Source organism: Exilibacterium tricleocarpae, from assembly GCF_007004655.1.
Taxonomy (GTDB): Bacteria; Pseudomonadota; Gammaproteobacteria; order Pseudomonadales; family Cellvibrionaceae; genus Exilibacterium; species Exilibacterium tricleocarpae.
Genome location: NZ_ML660088.1, coordinates 97,821 through 112,607, shown reverse-complemented (window position 1 = coordinate 112,607; position 14,787 = coordinate 97,821). Strand labels below are relative to the sequence as shown.

14 protein-coding genes are annotated in these 14,787 nt (G+C 51.0%); 6 read left to right on the top strand and 8 right to left on the bottom strand.

Annotated elements, in window-relative coordinates; genetic code table 11:
- Window positions 1-264: 264 nt before the first annotated feature.
- Both FKG94_RS03035 and FKG94_RS03030 read left to right on the top strand, forming a co-directional pair.
- Entirely contained in the window at window positions 265-699 is a 435-nt protein-coding gene (locus tag FKG94_RS03035; protein WP_142902725.1) for a hypothetical protein, read from the top strand.
- A gap of 361 nt (window positions 700-1,060) precedes the next feature.
- Window positions 1,061-1,672: a hypothetical protein gene (locus FKG94_RS03030; protein WP_142902724.1), complete on the top strand. Its 612-nt coding sequence runs from the start codon at window positions 1,061-1,063 to the stop codon at window positions 1,670-1,672.
- 83 nt (window positions 1,673-1,755) lie between these two features.
- Here the strand turns inward: FKG94_RS03030 and FKG94_RS03025 are convergent, their stop codons facing one another.
- The 8 genes from FKG94_RS03025 to FKG94_RS02995 all read right to left on the bottom strand — a co-directional run bounded on the left by FKG94_RS03025 (window position 1,756) and on the right by FKG94_RS02995 (window position 10,429).
- Window positions 1,756-2,463 (bottom strand): hypothetical protein, encoded by a 708-nt coding sequence (locus FKG94_RS03025; RefSeq protein ID WP_142902723.1) that lies wholly within the window; start codon window positions 2,461-2,463, stop codon window positions 1,756-1,758.
- A gap of 497 nt (window positions 2,464-2,960) precedes the next feature.
- Window positions 2,961-3,206 (bottom strand): hypothetical protein, encoded by a 246-nt coding sequence (locus tag FKG94_RS03020; protein ID WP_142902722.1) that lies wholly within the window; start codon window positions 3,204-3,206, stop codon window positions 2,961-2,963.
- Window positions 3,207-4,098: 892 nt separating this feature from the next.
- On the bottom strand, window positions 4,099-5,523 hold the full coding sequence (locus tag FKG94_RS03015; protein WP_142902721.1) for a TolB family protein: 1,425 nt from the start codon (window positions 5,521-5,523) through the stop codon (window positions 4,099-4,101).
- A gap of 659 nt (window positions 5,524-6,182) precedes the next feature.
- On the bottom strand, window positions 6,183-6,446 hold the full coding sequence (locus FKG94_RS29325; RefSeq protein ID WP_218943420.1) for a transposase: 264 nt from the start codon (window positions 6,444-6,446) through the stop codon (window positions 6,183-6,185).
- Between the two features lie 7 nt (window positions 6,447-6,453).
- A complete protein-coding gene (locus FKG94_RS03010; protein ID WP_218943419.1) occupies window positions 6,454-7,230 on the bottom strand; it encodes an IS110 family transposase in 777 nt (258 codons plus the stop codon).
- A 507-nt stretch (window positions 7,231-7,737) separates the two neighbouring features.
- The gene (locus FKG94_RS03005) at window positions 7,738-9,102 is read right to left on the bottom strand and encodes a dicarboxylate/amino acid:cation symporter (protein ID WP_142902720.1); all 1,365 of its coding nucleotides are present in this window, start codon (window positions 9,100-9,102) and stop codon (window positions 7,738-7,740) included.
- 7 nt (window positions 9,103-9,109) lie between these two features.
- Window positions 9,110-9,436: a histidine kinase dimerization/phospho-acceptor domain-containing protein gene (locus tag FKG94_RS03000; RefSeq protein ID WP_179957468.1), complete on the bottom strand. Its 327-nt coding sequence runs from the start codon at window positions 9,434-9,436 to the stop codon at window positions 9,110-9,112.
- Between the two features lie 150 nt (window positions 9,437-9,586).
- Window positions 9,587-10,429, bottom strand: coding sequence for an RNA polymerase factor sigma-32 (locus tag FKG94_RS02995; protein ID WP_179957467.1), 843 nt, complete (start codon window positions 10,427-10,429; stop codon window positions 9,587-9,589).
- Between the two features lie 199 nt (window positions 10,430-10,628).
- On the opposite strand from FKG94_RS02995, the gene FKG94_RS02990 reads away from it, so the two are divergent.
- From FKG94_RS02990 to FKG94_RS02975, 4 genes are read left to right on the top strand one after another with little or no spacing between them, the layout of a single operon-like run.
- A complete protein-coding gene (locus FKG94_RS02990) occupies window positions 10,629-11,495 on the top strand; it encodes a hypothetical protein (RefSeq protein ID WP_142902717.1) in 867 nt (288 codons plus the stop codon).
- Window positions 11,496-11,548: 53 nt separating this feature from the next.
- A complete protein-coding gene (locus FKG94_RS02985; RefSeq protein ID WP_142902716.1) occupies window positions 11,549-12,211 on the top strand; it encodes a response regulator in 663 nt (220 codons plus the stop codon).
- On the top strand, window positions 12,204-13,235 hold the full coding sequence (locus tag FKG94_RS02980; protein WP_142902715.1) for a sensor histidine kinase: 1,032 nt from the start codon (window positions 12,204-12,206) through the stop codon (window positions 13,233-13,235). The genes FKG94_RS02985 and FKG94_RS02980 overlap by 8 nt, the downstream gene beginning before the upstream one ends.
- 60 nt (window positions 13,236-13,295) lie before the next feature.
- A complete protein-coding gene (locus tag FKG94_RS02975; protein WP_142902714.1) occupies window positions 13,296-14,723 on the top strand; it encodes an ATP-binding response regulator in 1,428 nt (475 codons plus the stop codon).
- Window positions 14,724-14,787 lie beyond the last annotated feature (64 nt).

Genomic DNA, 14,787 nt, shown 5'->3' with positions numbered 1-14,787 from the left:
GCTGTTTGTTTTTATGTTAGGCCAGTATAACAGATCAATTTTGCAACCGTTAAGCCACCAGAGGCTTATTAGCATGCGTTTTCATGGACTATTCTCGTTATAGCAAAATATCACTTCGCTGTGTATCGGGCTTTATGTACGATCTTACCATATCTCCGACCTGCCCGATTTGCTTTACTGGCTCAACTGCAGTTGAGAAAAATAGAAAGAGAATGACTTATAGGCTTGGTGTGGCAGTTGATTAGCTAGTTTGGAGGGTAAGATATGAAATTAGAGAAACAAGTGGGGCTAATAGAGGCCTTTTCAGCTCAACTAAAAAACGCTGAGGGTTTAAACAAAAAATTCCTAGCTGAGCTTCAAAATCCGCGAGCTAAAGACGATCGTGTCCCCGCGGGGATATTTGTGGATGGTGCCCGAGTAGTAGTCGAATATGGTGGACACGATTTAGTGGCAACTTCGAAGGTTGTGAAAGACTCAGACCGTGGTCTTTCAGTAGAGTATAGGTTTTTTGTTGACTTGTCCGGCGAAGCGGTTGAAATATCTAGATTCTACCTAGTGGAAGGTAGAGACATCACCAAATCTCTTCAGGAGCGGAAAAGTATTGTTAAAAGTGATAATTCGTATTTAGCGGATCACATTTGGTTAGCGGTGGTGAAAGATTTTATCGAATCATCTGTCTTTGACGAAAGCCCAAGATAAGTAATGTAGGCTATATCTCACAAGCTGTCCTGTCGAAGCCCTACAGACAATAACTACAGTCTTACAGCAATGTGCTTGATTGCTGCCAACAACCGGCTAAAGTTCCAGGGACTGTGCTTGTAGTAGAGCTGGTGACAGCATCTTGGTAAATTATAACTGGCTGTACTTTTGATAACACTCATAAAAATACGTTGCCGCACTTGTAAATCAAAAGCTTGCGTGTCGCCGCTTGTTTCAAAAGATGCCAAGATTAGCTCGAGCTTATCTAACACTACATGTGAGATTAGTATACTGCTTAAGTGGACTAATAAAAATCGAACTAGTCATGTAAATAGGTATGGCTAGAAGGGAGGGCAAGGTTGTGGAGAGAGATTTAAAAAGAAACATATTTGTGGGGGTTATTGTCGCGCTTGTGACGTCGCTTGTAACAACGCTTGTGGTCACGAGTACGGACTACGTTGCAAGTGTTATGGATACGGCTGGCCAAGGCCGGCAAGCCGAGTATGAAAAAGAGTTGTACATTAAGTTTCTAAATCAATTGAAGGCGGACAGTCTCGATTCTATTGAGAGAGATTTTGCTAGAATCGAGGCAGCTCAAAATCGTCTGCTTTCAGAGATTCCTAGAGGAGAAGTTGCAGCGTTCGATCTCAGAAGCTGCCCTGAAGGGTGGTCTGTATTTGAGCCCGCACGAGGTAAATTTATTCTTGGCGCTGAAACGCGTGAGGATTTTGGGGATCGGGGTGGTGAGGCGCAAGTCCTATTACAGTATCAGCATCTTCCTGCACATCAACACGAGACACGCCTAGGAACTCTGCCCCATCAGCACATTTTTGGCTCGGGTGGAAACAAGGATACCGTACATGGAGGTGCCTATGCCCCTGCTGCAGCTGCATTGACATCACGGGCTGGTGGTGGAATCGCGCATAACAACATGCCCCCCTACTATGTGTTGACGTATTGCCGAAAGGACTAGCGAAGACGACGTGTTGTGATTGTTCTGCGAAATTACCACATATCAGGACAGCAACGGGCTTGTATGCGGTTATGTTTTCTATGTCATACATCTAAAAAAATTGCTTTTCTGGATACTAATTCAAAATCTCCGCCGGACTTCCTTACTGGAAGCCTCTGCTTTGATAGTTCTTGATTTTTATCTTCAAACTTAAAAACGATGTCAAAATAAAAGTCAGTTGTTGCGTCTGAATTGTAACTTCGGACTTTTATTAGTGCGGGTTCATTCGTATTCCACGCCTCCATATTGAAGTCTTCTATAATCATATCAAGATGGTTAACAAGGCAGGCCGAAACGTTTGTGCAAGGGTGGCCACGATTAGTTAGCTCTATAGTTATGCTTTTAAACCTCTCGTTGTCTTTTCTCATTTTGAGCACTCTTATATTTGTCGCTTCCAGATTTGGCTGAGCTTCAATTTTAGCCAATCTCTTGCGATAAACTAGATCCGTCTTTGTAATACTAACAAGCTCTTTTTGCTGCTCAACCGACGCCTTCAATTCTTGGACTTGAAGTGTTAAAGCTTCTTCTTGTTGTTGTAATGTTCTAGTGTTTTGGCGAAGTTCAATGCCTTGCTGGATGTATCCGGCTATCAACCAAAGGAAAGCTAAAGGAGCAAATGTGCCGGCGAAAAAATCTCCCCACTCATTAAGAGTCAAAGCTTTGGAAGAACCCCAATTGCAGGAAATTATAAAAACCCAAAATAATATCCAACCTCCAGTGATGCACGAAATCAATAGATTATTTTTCTTCATGGTTGGACTGTTCCCATATTGATTTAACGGATTGATTGCGACTATACAGTTTCGCGTAGTATTGCTCAAAAGTCGCTTCTATTCGATGGCCTCTGGGAGCCCAATCTTGTATCGCGAGGCGTCCGGTGGTGAATTCGTAAGAGGGAAGGACTGCCATTGCTAATCCAGCTTGCTCTGTATCCGCTTTAATATTTCGTGCTGTTTGTCGCTCAGCGCGTAGCCGTTGTCTCTGTCGGCGCCTAGCTATTTATTTACTATGAGGTTGAGTTGTGCTGTGTTGGTTACCCACCTGCAGTACCAAATATTCACCTTCATACATGTACGAAAGACGCGGGAGTGGTTCCTGCAATGCCATACCCTCACGGATAAACTGCTCAACTTTAAATCCACGGCCGGCTATCAGTGCTCTAATCACTGGCACACCTACGTTTTGCCAAGATAGACTAGACATAAATTCCAGCATTAATAGTGTTACTCTTTTATAGGTGTTGGTGCTTCTACAGAGCACCCACTATCAACGCGATGGCCTGAAGTGCAGCCCCAAACCCTATTGCCATCAAGAAATTTGGAAATCTTTTTTGCCTCTTATGAATTGCTATGCGTTTCTTTTGGTCTGGCTCCCCACTTAAGTAAACAGACCCATCAGACTGATATCTTGGAGCAGGCGAGGCGTAGGCTGCTGAAATGCTGCCGTAAGTGATTAGCAGCAGACCAATTAGATTTAAGGTTTGAGTCAATTCCATGATAACCCTTTTCGATATACTCAATGGTTTCGTCCATAGTTACGAATTATTCCTTATCTTTCTATGCAAATACATCCATTTCCCTCAAAACCTCTCGCAGAGGCCGTCGGGGCGTGTCGCCCCGCCCACTGGGTGTCTTGTCCTGCTGCTAGATCGGCTATAAGGGCTTCGAATGTAAATTTTAGTGCTTTTGAGCCGCGCAGTGTAGTACGAAATCTCTTACAACTTAAGCTGACGATGTCCTACAGACATCTACTTTAGCGTTTGGTAGCCTTAATCTGCTGCCACCACACACCGGCTATTTGCCCAGGGATTGGCTGTTGTAGAGCCGGTGGCAGCGCCTTTGCATCATACGTGCGATTGGTCGCATTTTTGGTCGCAGATGTGTATAGGCAATGCTACGCAGAACCAGATAGTCTAATAAAATCAAGTAGTTATTTGGAGTGGGCTTGCTTAAAACGATAAAATATTAGTTCGAGTCTCGCTTCCCGACTCAAATCTCCTGGCACTTGACCTCTGAAATCAACCCCCAAAATGGGCAAATCTAGCTAGATAAGCTGGCGCTTTGTGGTGACTGTACCCCCAAAAGGGTTCTTACTAAGCTATTGATAATTATACAGATCAGATCAGCCTACGAACCAGGCGGTCGGAGGTTCGAATCCTCCCGAGCGCGCCATATAAAAAGACCCGGCCTTGTGCCGGGTTTTTTTATATGGGGTGTTTGGGCGGTGAAGAAGCTCCGCAGGTTCGACCCATTGCGCAGCAATGGGAACCGAGCCGGCAGGCGAGCCCCGCAGGGGTCAAAACAGGCCTGAGCCTGTTTTGAGTTAATCCTCCCGAGCGCGCCATATAAAAAGACCCGGCCTTGTGCCGGGTTTCGCTCAAGTTTCAATTACTGCGGAATCGCACCTAGGACGATTTGATCGTTAAGAAAACGGCTCGTTTGAGTCAAAAGAAATCTACCGTCTCGGCTCATCGCCGGTCTCGCGAGCCCTGTGATGGCAGAAAGCCCGTTGACAACAAAGCTTCGGTTTTGCGTTGCGCGATCATAAACAAAGTGTTCACTATTTCTCATATACGAAATGCGCCGCCCTTCAGCATCCATCGTGGGCTCGGTTCCGCCGTCGTTTGTGATTCGCGTCATTTCCTGCGTGATACGATCGAACAGAAACACATCGGACAATCCGTTGTTGTCGCCCAAAACGATGTTTGAGCTTGCTGAGGCAAAAGCGATTTTTGAGCCGTCTGCAGATATCTGAGGGAATCGCCCGCCCGCTGGGGTTAGTGAAGTAAAGGACCGACTGATTAACGTATAGCGATTGGTTGCACGATCCAAAAGAAACACATCCATGGTGCGCTCAACGGTATCTCCCGGTACCACGTTACTTGCATTAGTCTCAAAGACAACGAAACGACCGTTACTACTAACAGATATATTATCAATTACGCCATTGCGCTGGATTCTGTTACCATCAAACCCGGGTGGAAGAATGTCAAAAACTCTACCTGTTTGAAACTCATAGAAAGAGATGCCCTCGGTCAACATCGCGATGTATCGGCCGTCGTCGCTATATTCAAACTCCTTAACGTTAAGTCCTCTGGCTATAATGCTGAAATCTTTCGTAATAAGATCACGCACCGTGATGCCGTCTAGGCTCTTGTATACGACGAATCTTCCATCGGGTGAAAACGCCGGTTGCACGGACTCTATCTTTTGGAATGAACCATCGCTATTCTGGTTTGCGTAAAACGTACGGTTATTTACCCTGTCCCGAACACCAATATTCAAAGCTAGGTTGTCTGCGGCAGGAGGAGGCGTGGCACTTGGGTCGAGGTTTAGCGCACCTGTAACAAACGCGGCGGTCAGTCCATCAGGACTTATGGCGGGAAAAAAACTTAGGTCGTCGCCCTGTTCTCCTAAACTGTTGACGCTCAACAGCTCTTCGCCCTTGACATCAACAACGTGAACGTTCCCCCAGTTAGTAGTAATATCGAAGTCGAAGACTTTGCCCAGAAAGCGAAGACGAAATTCATGCTCGCCCGAAGTATCAATTGAAAGTTCATATGTTGAGACACTGGCATCTAATGTGGTGATGGTGGAGAAGTCCATATCGACGGGAGCCCGTATTTGTAGTTCTTTACTGGTAAATGGGCTGGCGGGATCGGGGTTTTCAAGGGTTAAGGTAAACCTGCTACCACTGGGCACAGATGCAGGACCGCTTATGTTTGGACCTGCCCCTGTTTGAGCGTGAACGCCCATAATGTTAAAGCTAACGAAAAAGATAAAGCACCGAATAACAGTTGAACGACTTGACATGCTAACAATACTCCCATATTAAACAGCACGCGATTAATTTTGATCCGTGCTGCGGATGGTAACATGGGGTAATAAGCTATGTGAGGTGATTCATGTCAGCTACTTTGTTTAGACGTCACGAAATGGAACGGTTTTACATTCTTTGAAATATTTCTCATTTCATAGAAAATCTGCAAGACTGTATCGCAATGCTATATTCAAAAAATAGTCATGTTAATTTGTTGACTGCCATGCGTATCACCTATTTTTTTAGCGTGGAGGGGTCAGGGTGGAGGGGTCACCCATTAGGCTTTTTGTCAAGAAAAACCACAAAAAGATTATCCCGGTTGGCCAGGAGGCACGGAAGCCCGCGCGCTTTGGCAGTATGCATCCGCATTTTCATTCGGTGAGTGTCACAAAATATGTGCACCAGTCACCCATCGGGATCAAGCGGCTAAAAACTTGCATCGCCGCCCTGGCGTTTGCCCCAGAAAAACGTCGGGACCATACGCTGTCCAATCGAATAACAGATCTTGGGCCTGTCACGACCAACCTAAGCGGGCTCAGCGTATGGGCACACTATAGAGCGTGCGTTGGGTGAAAAGGCGGGGCCAATCAAATCTGGTGGTTGTGAGCCAACCCCTATTCTGGTTGTTCCACCTTTTCAAAACACGTCTGATTTACTTAAATAACAAATCTTCGTCAAACAGCACACCTCGCTTCATAATCCAATAACAGGCTCTCGACAATTTATGAGCCAGTGCCTTTCTCGCTACGATTGGGTTGGTCGCACGAGATTTTTTCAGGTAAAACTGCTTCGCTTTGGTGCTATACCGCACACAAAAATTAGCCGCTTCAATAAATGCCCATGCCAAGTAACGGTTACCATTCTTACGATTGCTTTCGCCTTTCTTTTTGCCATTGCTTTCCCGACGACTGTCCACACAGCGACTAATAAGATGCGAAATTACCAGGCCCTTTGAATCGATGAATATCGCCGGTTTCCAGCATGATAGTCTGTGCGAGTATATCGCCCACCCTCGGCACACTCTTGAGTTGATTGAAACGACGTATCGGTTCTACTTGATCGGCAATGGCATGTTCCAGTGCGCTTATTTGTAATGATAGCGACCGTATCAAATTGAGATGACATTGAAAAGATAGCTGGACATTCTGGTCGCCAACGACAGGCATATCAAACTTCTTGGCCTTTATTTTATCGGCGCGTAAGCTTTCTCCTGTGTGTATTTGGCATTGAGATTTAAATCGAATAATATGGGCGCTTCGATCTTGTGCCAACAACATGCGTTTGCGCAGGAGATCGCGTAGAGTGCGCTCTGGCTTCGGATAAATATACCCTGTGGGCAATATGTCAAGACGCATGAGATGGGCAAGGTGAAAGGCATCGTAACGGTCATTTGTGCGTTTTAGTCCACGGTATTGAACCACTTTGGCTGTATTAACCAAATCAACATGAAAGCCCGCAGCCATTAGGGCATCGACGAGCCAATACCCGTTGAATGTCGATTCGATGGCTATTCCTTTTAGTCGCTTTTTATATTTGGCAAGCGCACGAATGACCAAATCGGCAGAGTTGTCCAGTCGCGCCTCATAGAGACGTTTATCGTTGTCATTGATGACGCAAATAACACTGTTGGTTGAGTGTAAGTCGATTCCACAGTAAAGTGTCATGGCAACATCCGGTGATTTGTTTTGGTCGACAATCATTGTACGCCTCACGGCCTCAACATGCATATTTGTGCGATGGTGAGGCGGAGGTTGCCTTATGTTTATCAAATCTTGACTAATGGTTAATACTTAAACGCTAGCCATATTAAACCCTATCTAAGTTGACAAAAGCATCGTTGTAAATTTAAGGAACCTCTGAATAAGTCCTGAAAAATACAATCACACAATAAAGCTACCAAACCCGGGTAAAATCAATGGATCAGCTACCCTTTTCCGAAGCCAAAGCATTCAGGTGCCTCGGCATTATTAGGTTTTGAGAGTGACGGTGGCCTGCCTGACTATATGGTTTTAAAGGGCCTTTATATCTTTCTTCGTGAGCCGGACAGTCGCAGGTTCGACCCATCATTGGGCAGCAATGGGAACCGAGCCGACAGGCAAGCTTCACAGGGGTAAAACGGTGTCGGGCTGCTGTCGCGTACCTTCTGAGCGCTGAGCATATCTGGCCGGCGCGAAGCAAATAACGCCAGTGGTCAAACCACCAGCGTCTTAGCTTGTATTTGCTCCTGCATCCCCCATCGGCTGCGCGCTTTTCTCAACAGCCGGGGTCAATCGATCAACCACAAGGCAGGCGGTAACATCCCCCACCACGTTGGCCGATGTACGGCTCATATCCAGAATGCGGTCGACGCCGATCAGCAACCCAATTCCGGCGGCCGGTATACCCACGCCTTCCAGTACCATGGCCAGGATGACAATACCGGCGCCGGGTGTTGCCGGTGATCCAATAGATGCTGCCACGGCCATCGAAACGATAAATACCAGACCTGCGGTGCCGAGTTGAACATCGAAAACCTGGGCGAGAAACACCGCGGCTATACCTTGATAAAGTGCAGTGCCATTCACATTGATCGTAGCTCCCAACGGGACGATTAACTGCGCCACTGCGGGCCGCACGGCGAACCTTTCCTGGACGATTTGCAACGTCAGCGGCATAACGGCAGCGGAACTGGAAGTCGAGAAAGCCAACAGCGCCACGTCCCGGATTTTGGTGACATAATCCCGCAACCCGCATTGCGCCACCAGCATGGCGATGATTCCGTGCATGGCCAGCAGGAGGCCGAGGCCGACAAGTACCACCAACACATACATCGATAAACCGAAAATAACCTGGCCGCCCACGGTCGAGGTTAAACGGGCCATCAGGCCAAATACAGCTATTGGCGCCAGCCGCATGGCTCCGGAGACAATCTTGATGCAGACCTCCTGCAATGCGCCCAGAAGATCGAACAAGGGTGCCGACTTTTTCGCCGCCACGTTAAGCAGGGCAATACCAAACACGACTGCGAACAGAATGACTTGAAGCATCTCGCCCTTAACCATGGCGGCAAGCGGGTTGGTCGGCAACAGAGCGCTTACGGCGCCGGGTAGATCCAGTATGCCCGGTACCTTGGGAAGTTGCCCGGTCGGCGCTGCACTCACGGCTCCCACGGTTGCCCTGACCAGCTCCGGGTTTATGTAATCGCCGGGCTTGATGGCCAACGCCAACAGCAAACCGAGTGTGGTTGCGAGTACGGTGGTGATCAAAAAGTACAAGCTGCCCGCTGTACCCAGCACTTTGAGTTGACCCATGGAGCTGCTGGAGGCTAATCCGAGAATAATGGAGGCAAATACCAGCGGTACGATAATCATCTGCACCAGAGTGAGAAACAGGCTGCCGGGCAGCGCCAGCCAACTGCCGATAACCGCGGCCGTATCCGGCGGAATCCAGCCGATATCCGGCCCCAACACTACTCCTGTGATTATTCCGGCCGCCAGGCCTATCAGAACCTGCAGCCACAGCTTGCCCCGAATCAACCGCTGCAGTTGATCGGTGAGTTCGATTAACGGATTACTCAAAGTTGATTTTTGCATGGCTTTATCAATTAGCGGTCGTTTGTTTGATGGTATCAGTGGAAACGCGGACTTTTTCCGGTTCTTTAATTTCAACCCTCTGTGCACTGAGTGGCGGCGTCACCGCCTCATTGGCGTGGTCGGCTAGCCTATCGAGGATTTCACTCGCACGCCTCAATGAGGCTCGCATCCTGTTACTTATTAGCTGTGTGTCCTCGCTGTCGAGGTGGTGTTGGAGCACCGACAGGTAGAGCCCAAGCGATTGCAGCGGCTGGCGAAGCGCATGGCTGACAGCCGCAAGCTGTTGATCCCTGGACATCACCGTTTCTTTGTAGAGATCATCGTCATCCCCCAAACCCCGTTCCTCTCGCGGCTGCGCTGGGGACGAGCCATGGACTTGAATCCGAGGGTTGTTCATCTTTGGTTCTCCATTGGACTGCTGCAAGCCGCCCGAGAGCGGCACAGCCATTGAGAGTAAATGCTGGCGATGCTCTGTGTGGCGCGATCAATGCTGAGACTCATCAGCCAACTGTTTTTTCAGCGTAGCCAGCGCCGCGGTTTCGATTTGCCGAACCCTTTCTTTTGATAGCCGGTATTTGCTCGCCAGCGACGCCAGTGTTTGCTTGCGCTCGCCGAGCCAGCGGTTTTCAAGAATATCCCGACTACGCTCATCCAGTGATTTTATCGCCTCGACAATATCGTCGTATCGCGACGTCCGCTCCTGTTCCAGTAATAGCGCCAAAGGACACCGAAAAGCGATTGCCTCGTCCGCCATGGTCTCACCCAGCGTTTCGAAGGACTCATCATGGCCGCAAATACGCTGATTCATATCGATGACTTCCCGGCAGCTGGTTCCGGTTTGCGCGGCAATGGATTGCGCGTCATCCTGAGCCAGGGGTCCAGGCAGCTTCTTTAATTTATGCAGATTGAAAAATAACTGCCGTTGCACTTTGGTAGTGGCGACTTTGACAATCTTCCAGTTTTTGATGATGTAGTCGGCTATCTCCGCCCGGATCCAATGCAAGGCGTAGGTCGACAGGCGCACAGAAAAATTCAGGTCAAATTTTTTAACGGCGGTCATCAGGCCGATATTGCCCTGTTGCACAAGATCTTCCCTCGGTAAACCCAGTCTGAAATAGCGCTTGGCCACTTTAATGACTAAACCCAGGTGGGAAAGCACCAGTTTTTTGGCAGCTTCAAGATCACCCTGCTCCTGATAGCGGATAAACAGGTGCCGCTCTTCGTCGGGTGACAGCAACGGCATCACCCGGATTACCTCAAGGTACTGGTTAAAAGTGCCGGCGGTGATCGCAGGCAAGGTGTTGGTAAGGCTGATAGGTACAGTCATGTTCCGGTACTCCTTAAATAGAAACTGGCTTTGCATGGACGCCGGTATTTGCGACCGAATGGCAGTAAATCATCCATGACTTAAGCCATCCTTAAGTCGAATGGGGGAAAAAAGCGTCAAGCTTAAGCGGGCTTTAAGGTCAGGCAGGCGATACTCCTCATCAGCCGATTAACCGACAATTGCGATGGGTAAGCCAGCCGTGAAAACTCCACTTAAGCAACTGGTTATGCTGCTGATAGCCAGCCTCTCCCTGCTGTCTGGCTGTCAGGATCGATCTGCCGAGATCGAAATGCCGGGCGAGTATTTTACCGATATCACCGAACAGGCACTCCGGGATGCCAACCAGTTGCTGGGCTATATCTACCTTGCCGGCTCCTCGCTGTATCTGGACCTGCAGCAGGAGGCCGACCAACACCTGCAGCAGGCCGCCAGTGTCAACGAGTCGTTGATTCAGCAGCTCGACGACAACACACTGTCGCTGAGCGGGCAGACCTACGGCAGGTTTACTATCGGCCCGCCTGACCAGGAGAATCGTTACTATATTCCGGTCATCAACGACGTGTTTTTTGCCTTCGATGATGTCGCCGATATCGCCCGCCAGGGCCATGCTGAGGACTGGCCGGCGGGAAAGCCGGTATTGATGCGTCTGACGGTCAGTCTTGATTTATTGCAGGTCAGGCGATCCCTGGCAGCGGCGCGAGCGGCGATTGCCGCCGGCGATATCGAAGAGGCGGTGAATGTGCTGGATACCCTGGCCGACACTGCCGTAACCCGGGAGGAGCCGGTGCTCGATCCCGTCTCACAGCTCTATCACTTTTTACTGCTGGCCGAGCAGTATTCTGAGACTGATAACTATGCAGCTACCCGGCGTGCCCTGCGCTATGCGGCAACCAGCCTCGAAAACGCCGGCGATGCACTTTCGGAGGATGAACAGGCCGCTCTGGCGGCAGAGATAGAAACGCTGAGGGCGGAACTGGCCGAAGTCGATCCATCTTTTGGTGAACGGGCGTTTCAAACCCTCAAACAATGGGTTAGAGTTGTTCGCGATAAAGTCACGGCGGAATGACCCGACACCGCATTAGATAGTTTGCGCCAAAAGATGAATTGAACAGGCCCGTTATGCGTATCCTCCTGGTTGAAGACGACAAGATTATTGGCGATGGTGTGTCCCAGGGGTTGCAGTTGGAGAGCTATGCCGTGGACTGGGTGACCACCGTCAAACACGCCAGGGGCGCCCTCGACCTCACTACCTACGATCTGATGATCTTGGATATCGGCTTGCCGGACGGCTCGGGGTTCGATGTGCTCGACAGCCTGCGGCGTACGGACGGGAATATGCCGGTGCTCATTCTGACCGCTTACGATGAAACCTCCGACAAAGTGAAGGGCCTCGATCTGGGTGCCGATGACTATCTGATCAAGCCGTTTGACCTGGAGGAATTATTGGCCCGGGTTCGCGCCCTGCGCCGCCGCGCCAGCGGTCGTAGGACGCCCCAGTTGCAGTTGGGACCGGTGATTCTCATTCCCTCAACCCATCAGGTAACCCTCGCCGGCGAGTTGGTGAAGGTGGGGCCGAAGGAGTTTGCCATTTTGCACGTGTTGATGGAAAGAGCGGGTAAAGTGGTGTCAAAGCGACAGATAGAGGACAGCTTATACGGTTGGGATATGGAGGTGGAAAGCAACACCATTGAGGTGCATATCCACGGGCTGCGCAAGAAGCTCGGCAAGACCTTTATCGAAACTGTACGCCATGTCGGTTACCGGGTAGCGACGGATGCTTAACCGGTCGGCCGCGAAACGCCGCCTGCTAAATCTACTGTTGGCTACACTTGGGTTTGTCTGGGTTGCCACTGTTTATTTTCTATATGAGCACGGCGCGTCGTCTACCGTTTACCTGCTGTTTCTACTTTCGGTCGTCTTGGCGGTGGCTGTTGTCGGGCTACAGCGCCACCTGTTGCCGGTACAGGAGATTCGTCGAATTAACGCGCTGGCGAGTGAAATTGTGCCCGGCATTGGCGGCGAGGCAAAAGCAATCGAGGAAAAGGGTGTTCCTGAGGAAATATTGCCCATTACCCAGGCGTACAACCTGTTGTTGGACTATCACGAGGACCGTCACCGGCAGGAGCGTGATTTTATCGCCGACGCGTCCCATGAACTGCGCACCCCACTGGCCGGTGTGCGCCTACAAACCCAGATCGCCATGCGCACGGACGACGCGGCCAAGCAGGCCAGGGCCCACAAGAATATCCTGGTGGCGATAGACCGGGGCACTCGCCTGGTTGAACAACTGCTCACTTTATCGAGACTGACCGCTGATAAAAAAGTGCTGAACCCGGAACAGGTTGATCTGCGCCGCTGTTGTGAAATTGCCGTGGAGGCCCTGGCGGGGGCTGCCGATGCCAAGAGGATAACGATTGAGATTGACAACGACCAGGCGGTGTTCACCCTGATGGCCGAGAAAAGCAGCATACTGACGCTGCTGGATAATCTGCTGTTAAATGCCATCCAGTTCAGTCCCGAAGGGGGCTGTGTCCACATAAGCCTGGCGCGGGACTTGGGTGGTGTCACTATATCTGTAACTGATGAGGGGCCCGGCGTACCGGAGGCGGACCGGGCGCGGGTGCTGCGCCGCTTCCAGAAGTCGGCCGCGGGCACCAAAACCGGTACGGGGCTGGGTCTGGCCATCGCCAAGCGCGTTGTGGAACTGCACAGCGGCGATCTGGTTCTGGGGGAGGGTACCGGCGGCCGCGGGCTTACCGTTGCTGTGACCTTCCCGGTCGGCAGCGGAGACAAGCGGGCCTGCTAAATCACGACAGCCGATGGCATAATACGCTTCACCCAAGCTGAGTCAGGTGTATTTAGCCCAATGGACGGATTTGTGAGTGCCATCAAACAGATGTCCCAGGCCGCTTGCGCCGAAGAGATCGCGGGCATAGCCGCGGCAGCGGCCCGCAATATCACGGGCATCGGTGAAATCAATTTTAGTGTCGACGGTGGCGAAGTTACTTGCCGGTTTGAAGGCAGTGCGGATATCCCCATACAGCAGGCGAATTTACTCGAGGCTCTGGCGGCGAGTGCGGCGGTGGCGCTGGAGCACCTCGCCCTTAGGCAGGGTGTTGAGGAGCGGGTGCAAGAAAAAACCCAGACTTTGGAGCACGCCATGACCTTGGCGTCGCAGTCCCGGGAGACCAAAGCCCGCTTTCTGGCCATGGCCAGCCACGATCTGCGCCAGCCGCTGCAGACCATCAGTGCCATTCGCGGCGTGCTCGCCCGGCTGGTGGATAACGCCGATGCACAGAGTCATATTGCCGCTATGGGCGATGCTATTGCCGTGATGGAGACCATGCTCAACAATTTGCTGGACTTCAGCAAGCTCGAGGCGGGCGCGGTTACGCCGACCCGGGAGAGCTTCCAGATCGGCACGTTGATAAAGACTTTACAAACCGACTTTTCCTATCTCGCCGACGATAAGGGACTGGCCTTGACCGCATGCCGGGGTAGCGGCATGGAAGCCGACACCCTGGTGAACTCCGACCCCTATCTGCTCGGTGAGATTCTGCGCAACCTGATTTCCAACGCCGTCAAATACACCGAGGCGGGAGCGGTTGAAATCCAGTGGGAGAGGGTCGGTGACCACTGTCGTGTTTCCGTGCGGGACACCGGTTGCGGTATGCCAGAAGGCCGATTGGAGATGATCTTTCACGAGTATGTACAACTCAACCCGGACCGGCAACAGCAGCAAAAGAGTCTGGGACTGGGGTTGGCCGTGGTGAGACAGCTTGCGGACCTCCTGCAACATCCCGTCGCGGTCGAGTCACACCTGGGGCAGGGGTCGGTTTTTTCGATCGATATACCCCTTGCAACGCAGGAGGCCGCCCCGGTTGTCGAGGCTGTTGCCACCGGGGGCGACGGTGAGGGCGCCACGGTGCTTTATATTGAGGATGACCCCGGTCTGGTTGATGCCGTCGAAGTGCTGCTGGAAATGGAAGGCTTTAAAGTCATGAGCGCGGCGGGGCATGATGAGGCCGTCGCATTAGTCGCAAACCAAGGTGCTATACCCGATATTATCCTGGTGGATTGGTGGCTCCCCGGTCCTGTTTACGGCCACACACTGGTGCGTGAGATACGGGCGCCGTTAGGCCGGGACATTCCCGCCATCATGTTGACCGGACAAACCCTGGACAACGAACTGGAGGAGGCCAGTCAGGTGGTTCAGTACGTACTGCGCAAACCCGTGGATGCCGACGCCTTGATCGATCATATTGGTCTGGTGCTGCGAGGGGTGCAGCTATAGGTCATGCGCTCGGTGCACAGAAAACTAGTGCTTCGACCAATGAAGATTTTCACCTGAAAAGGGG

Coding starts and splice junctions, on each gene's coding strand:
- FKG94_RS03010 (WP_218943419.1), bottom strand. CDS start 7,230: ATGATTGTCGACCAAAACAAATCACCGGATGTTGCCATGACACTTTAC.
- FKG94_RS02975 (WP_142902714.1), top strand. CDS start 13,296: ATGGACGGATTTGTGAGTGCCATCAAACAGATGTCCCAGGCCGCTTGC.
- FKG94_RS03015 (WP_142902721.1), bottom strand. CDS start 5,523: ATGTCAAGTCGTTCAACTGTTATTCGGTGCTTTATCTTTTTCGTTAGC.
- FKG94_RS02980 (WP_142902715.1), top strand. CDS start 12,204: ATGCTTAACCGGTCGGCCGCGAAACGCCGCCTGCTAAATCTACTGTTG.
- FKG94_RS03025 (WP_142902723.1), bottom strand. CDS start 2,463: ATGAAGAAAAATAATCTATTGATTTCGTGCATCACTGGAGGTTGGATA.
- FKG94_RS02995 (WP_179957467.1), bottom strand. CDS start 10,429: ATGACTGTACCTATCAGCCTTACCAACACCTTGCCTGCGATCACCGCC.
- FKG94_RS03005 (WP_142902720.1), bottom strand. CDS start 9,102: ATGCAAAAATCAACTTTGAGTAATCCGTTAATCGAACTCACCGATCAA.
- FKG94_RS03035 (WP_142902725.1), top strand. CDS start 265: ATGAAATTAGAGAAACAAGTGGGGCTAATAGAGGCCTTTTCAGCTCAA.
- FKG94_RS03020 (WP_142902722.1), bottom strand. CDS start 3,206: ATGGAATTGACTCAAACCTTAAATCTAATTGGTCTGCTGCTAATCACT.
- FKG94_RS02985 (WP_142902716.1), top strand. CDS start 11,549: ATGCGTATCCTCCTGGTTGAAGACGACAAGATTATTGGCGATGGTGTG.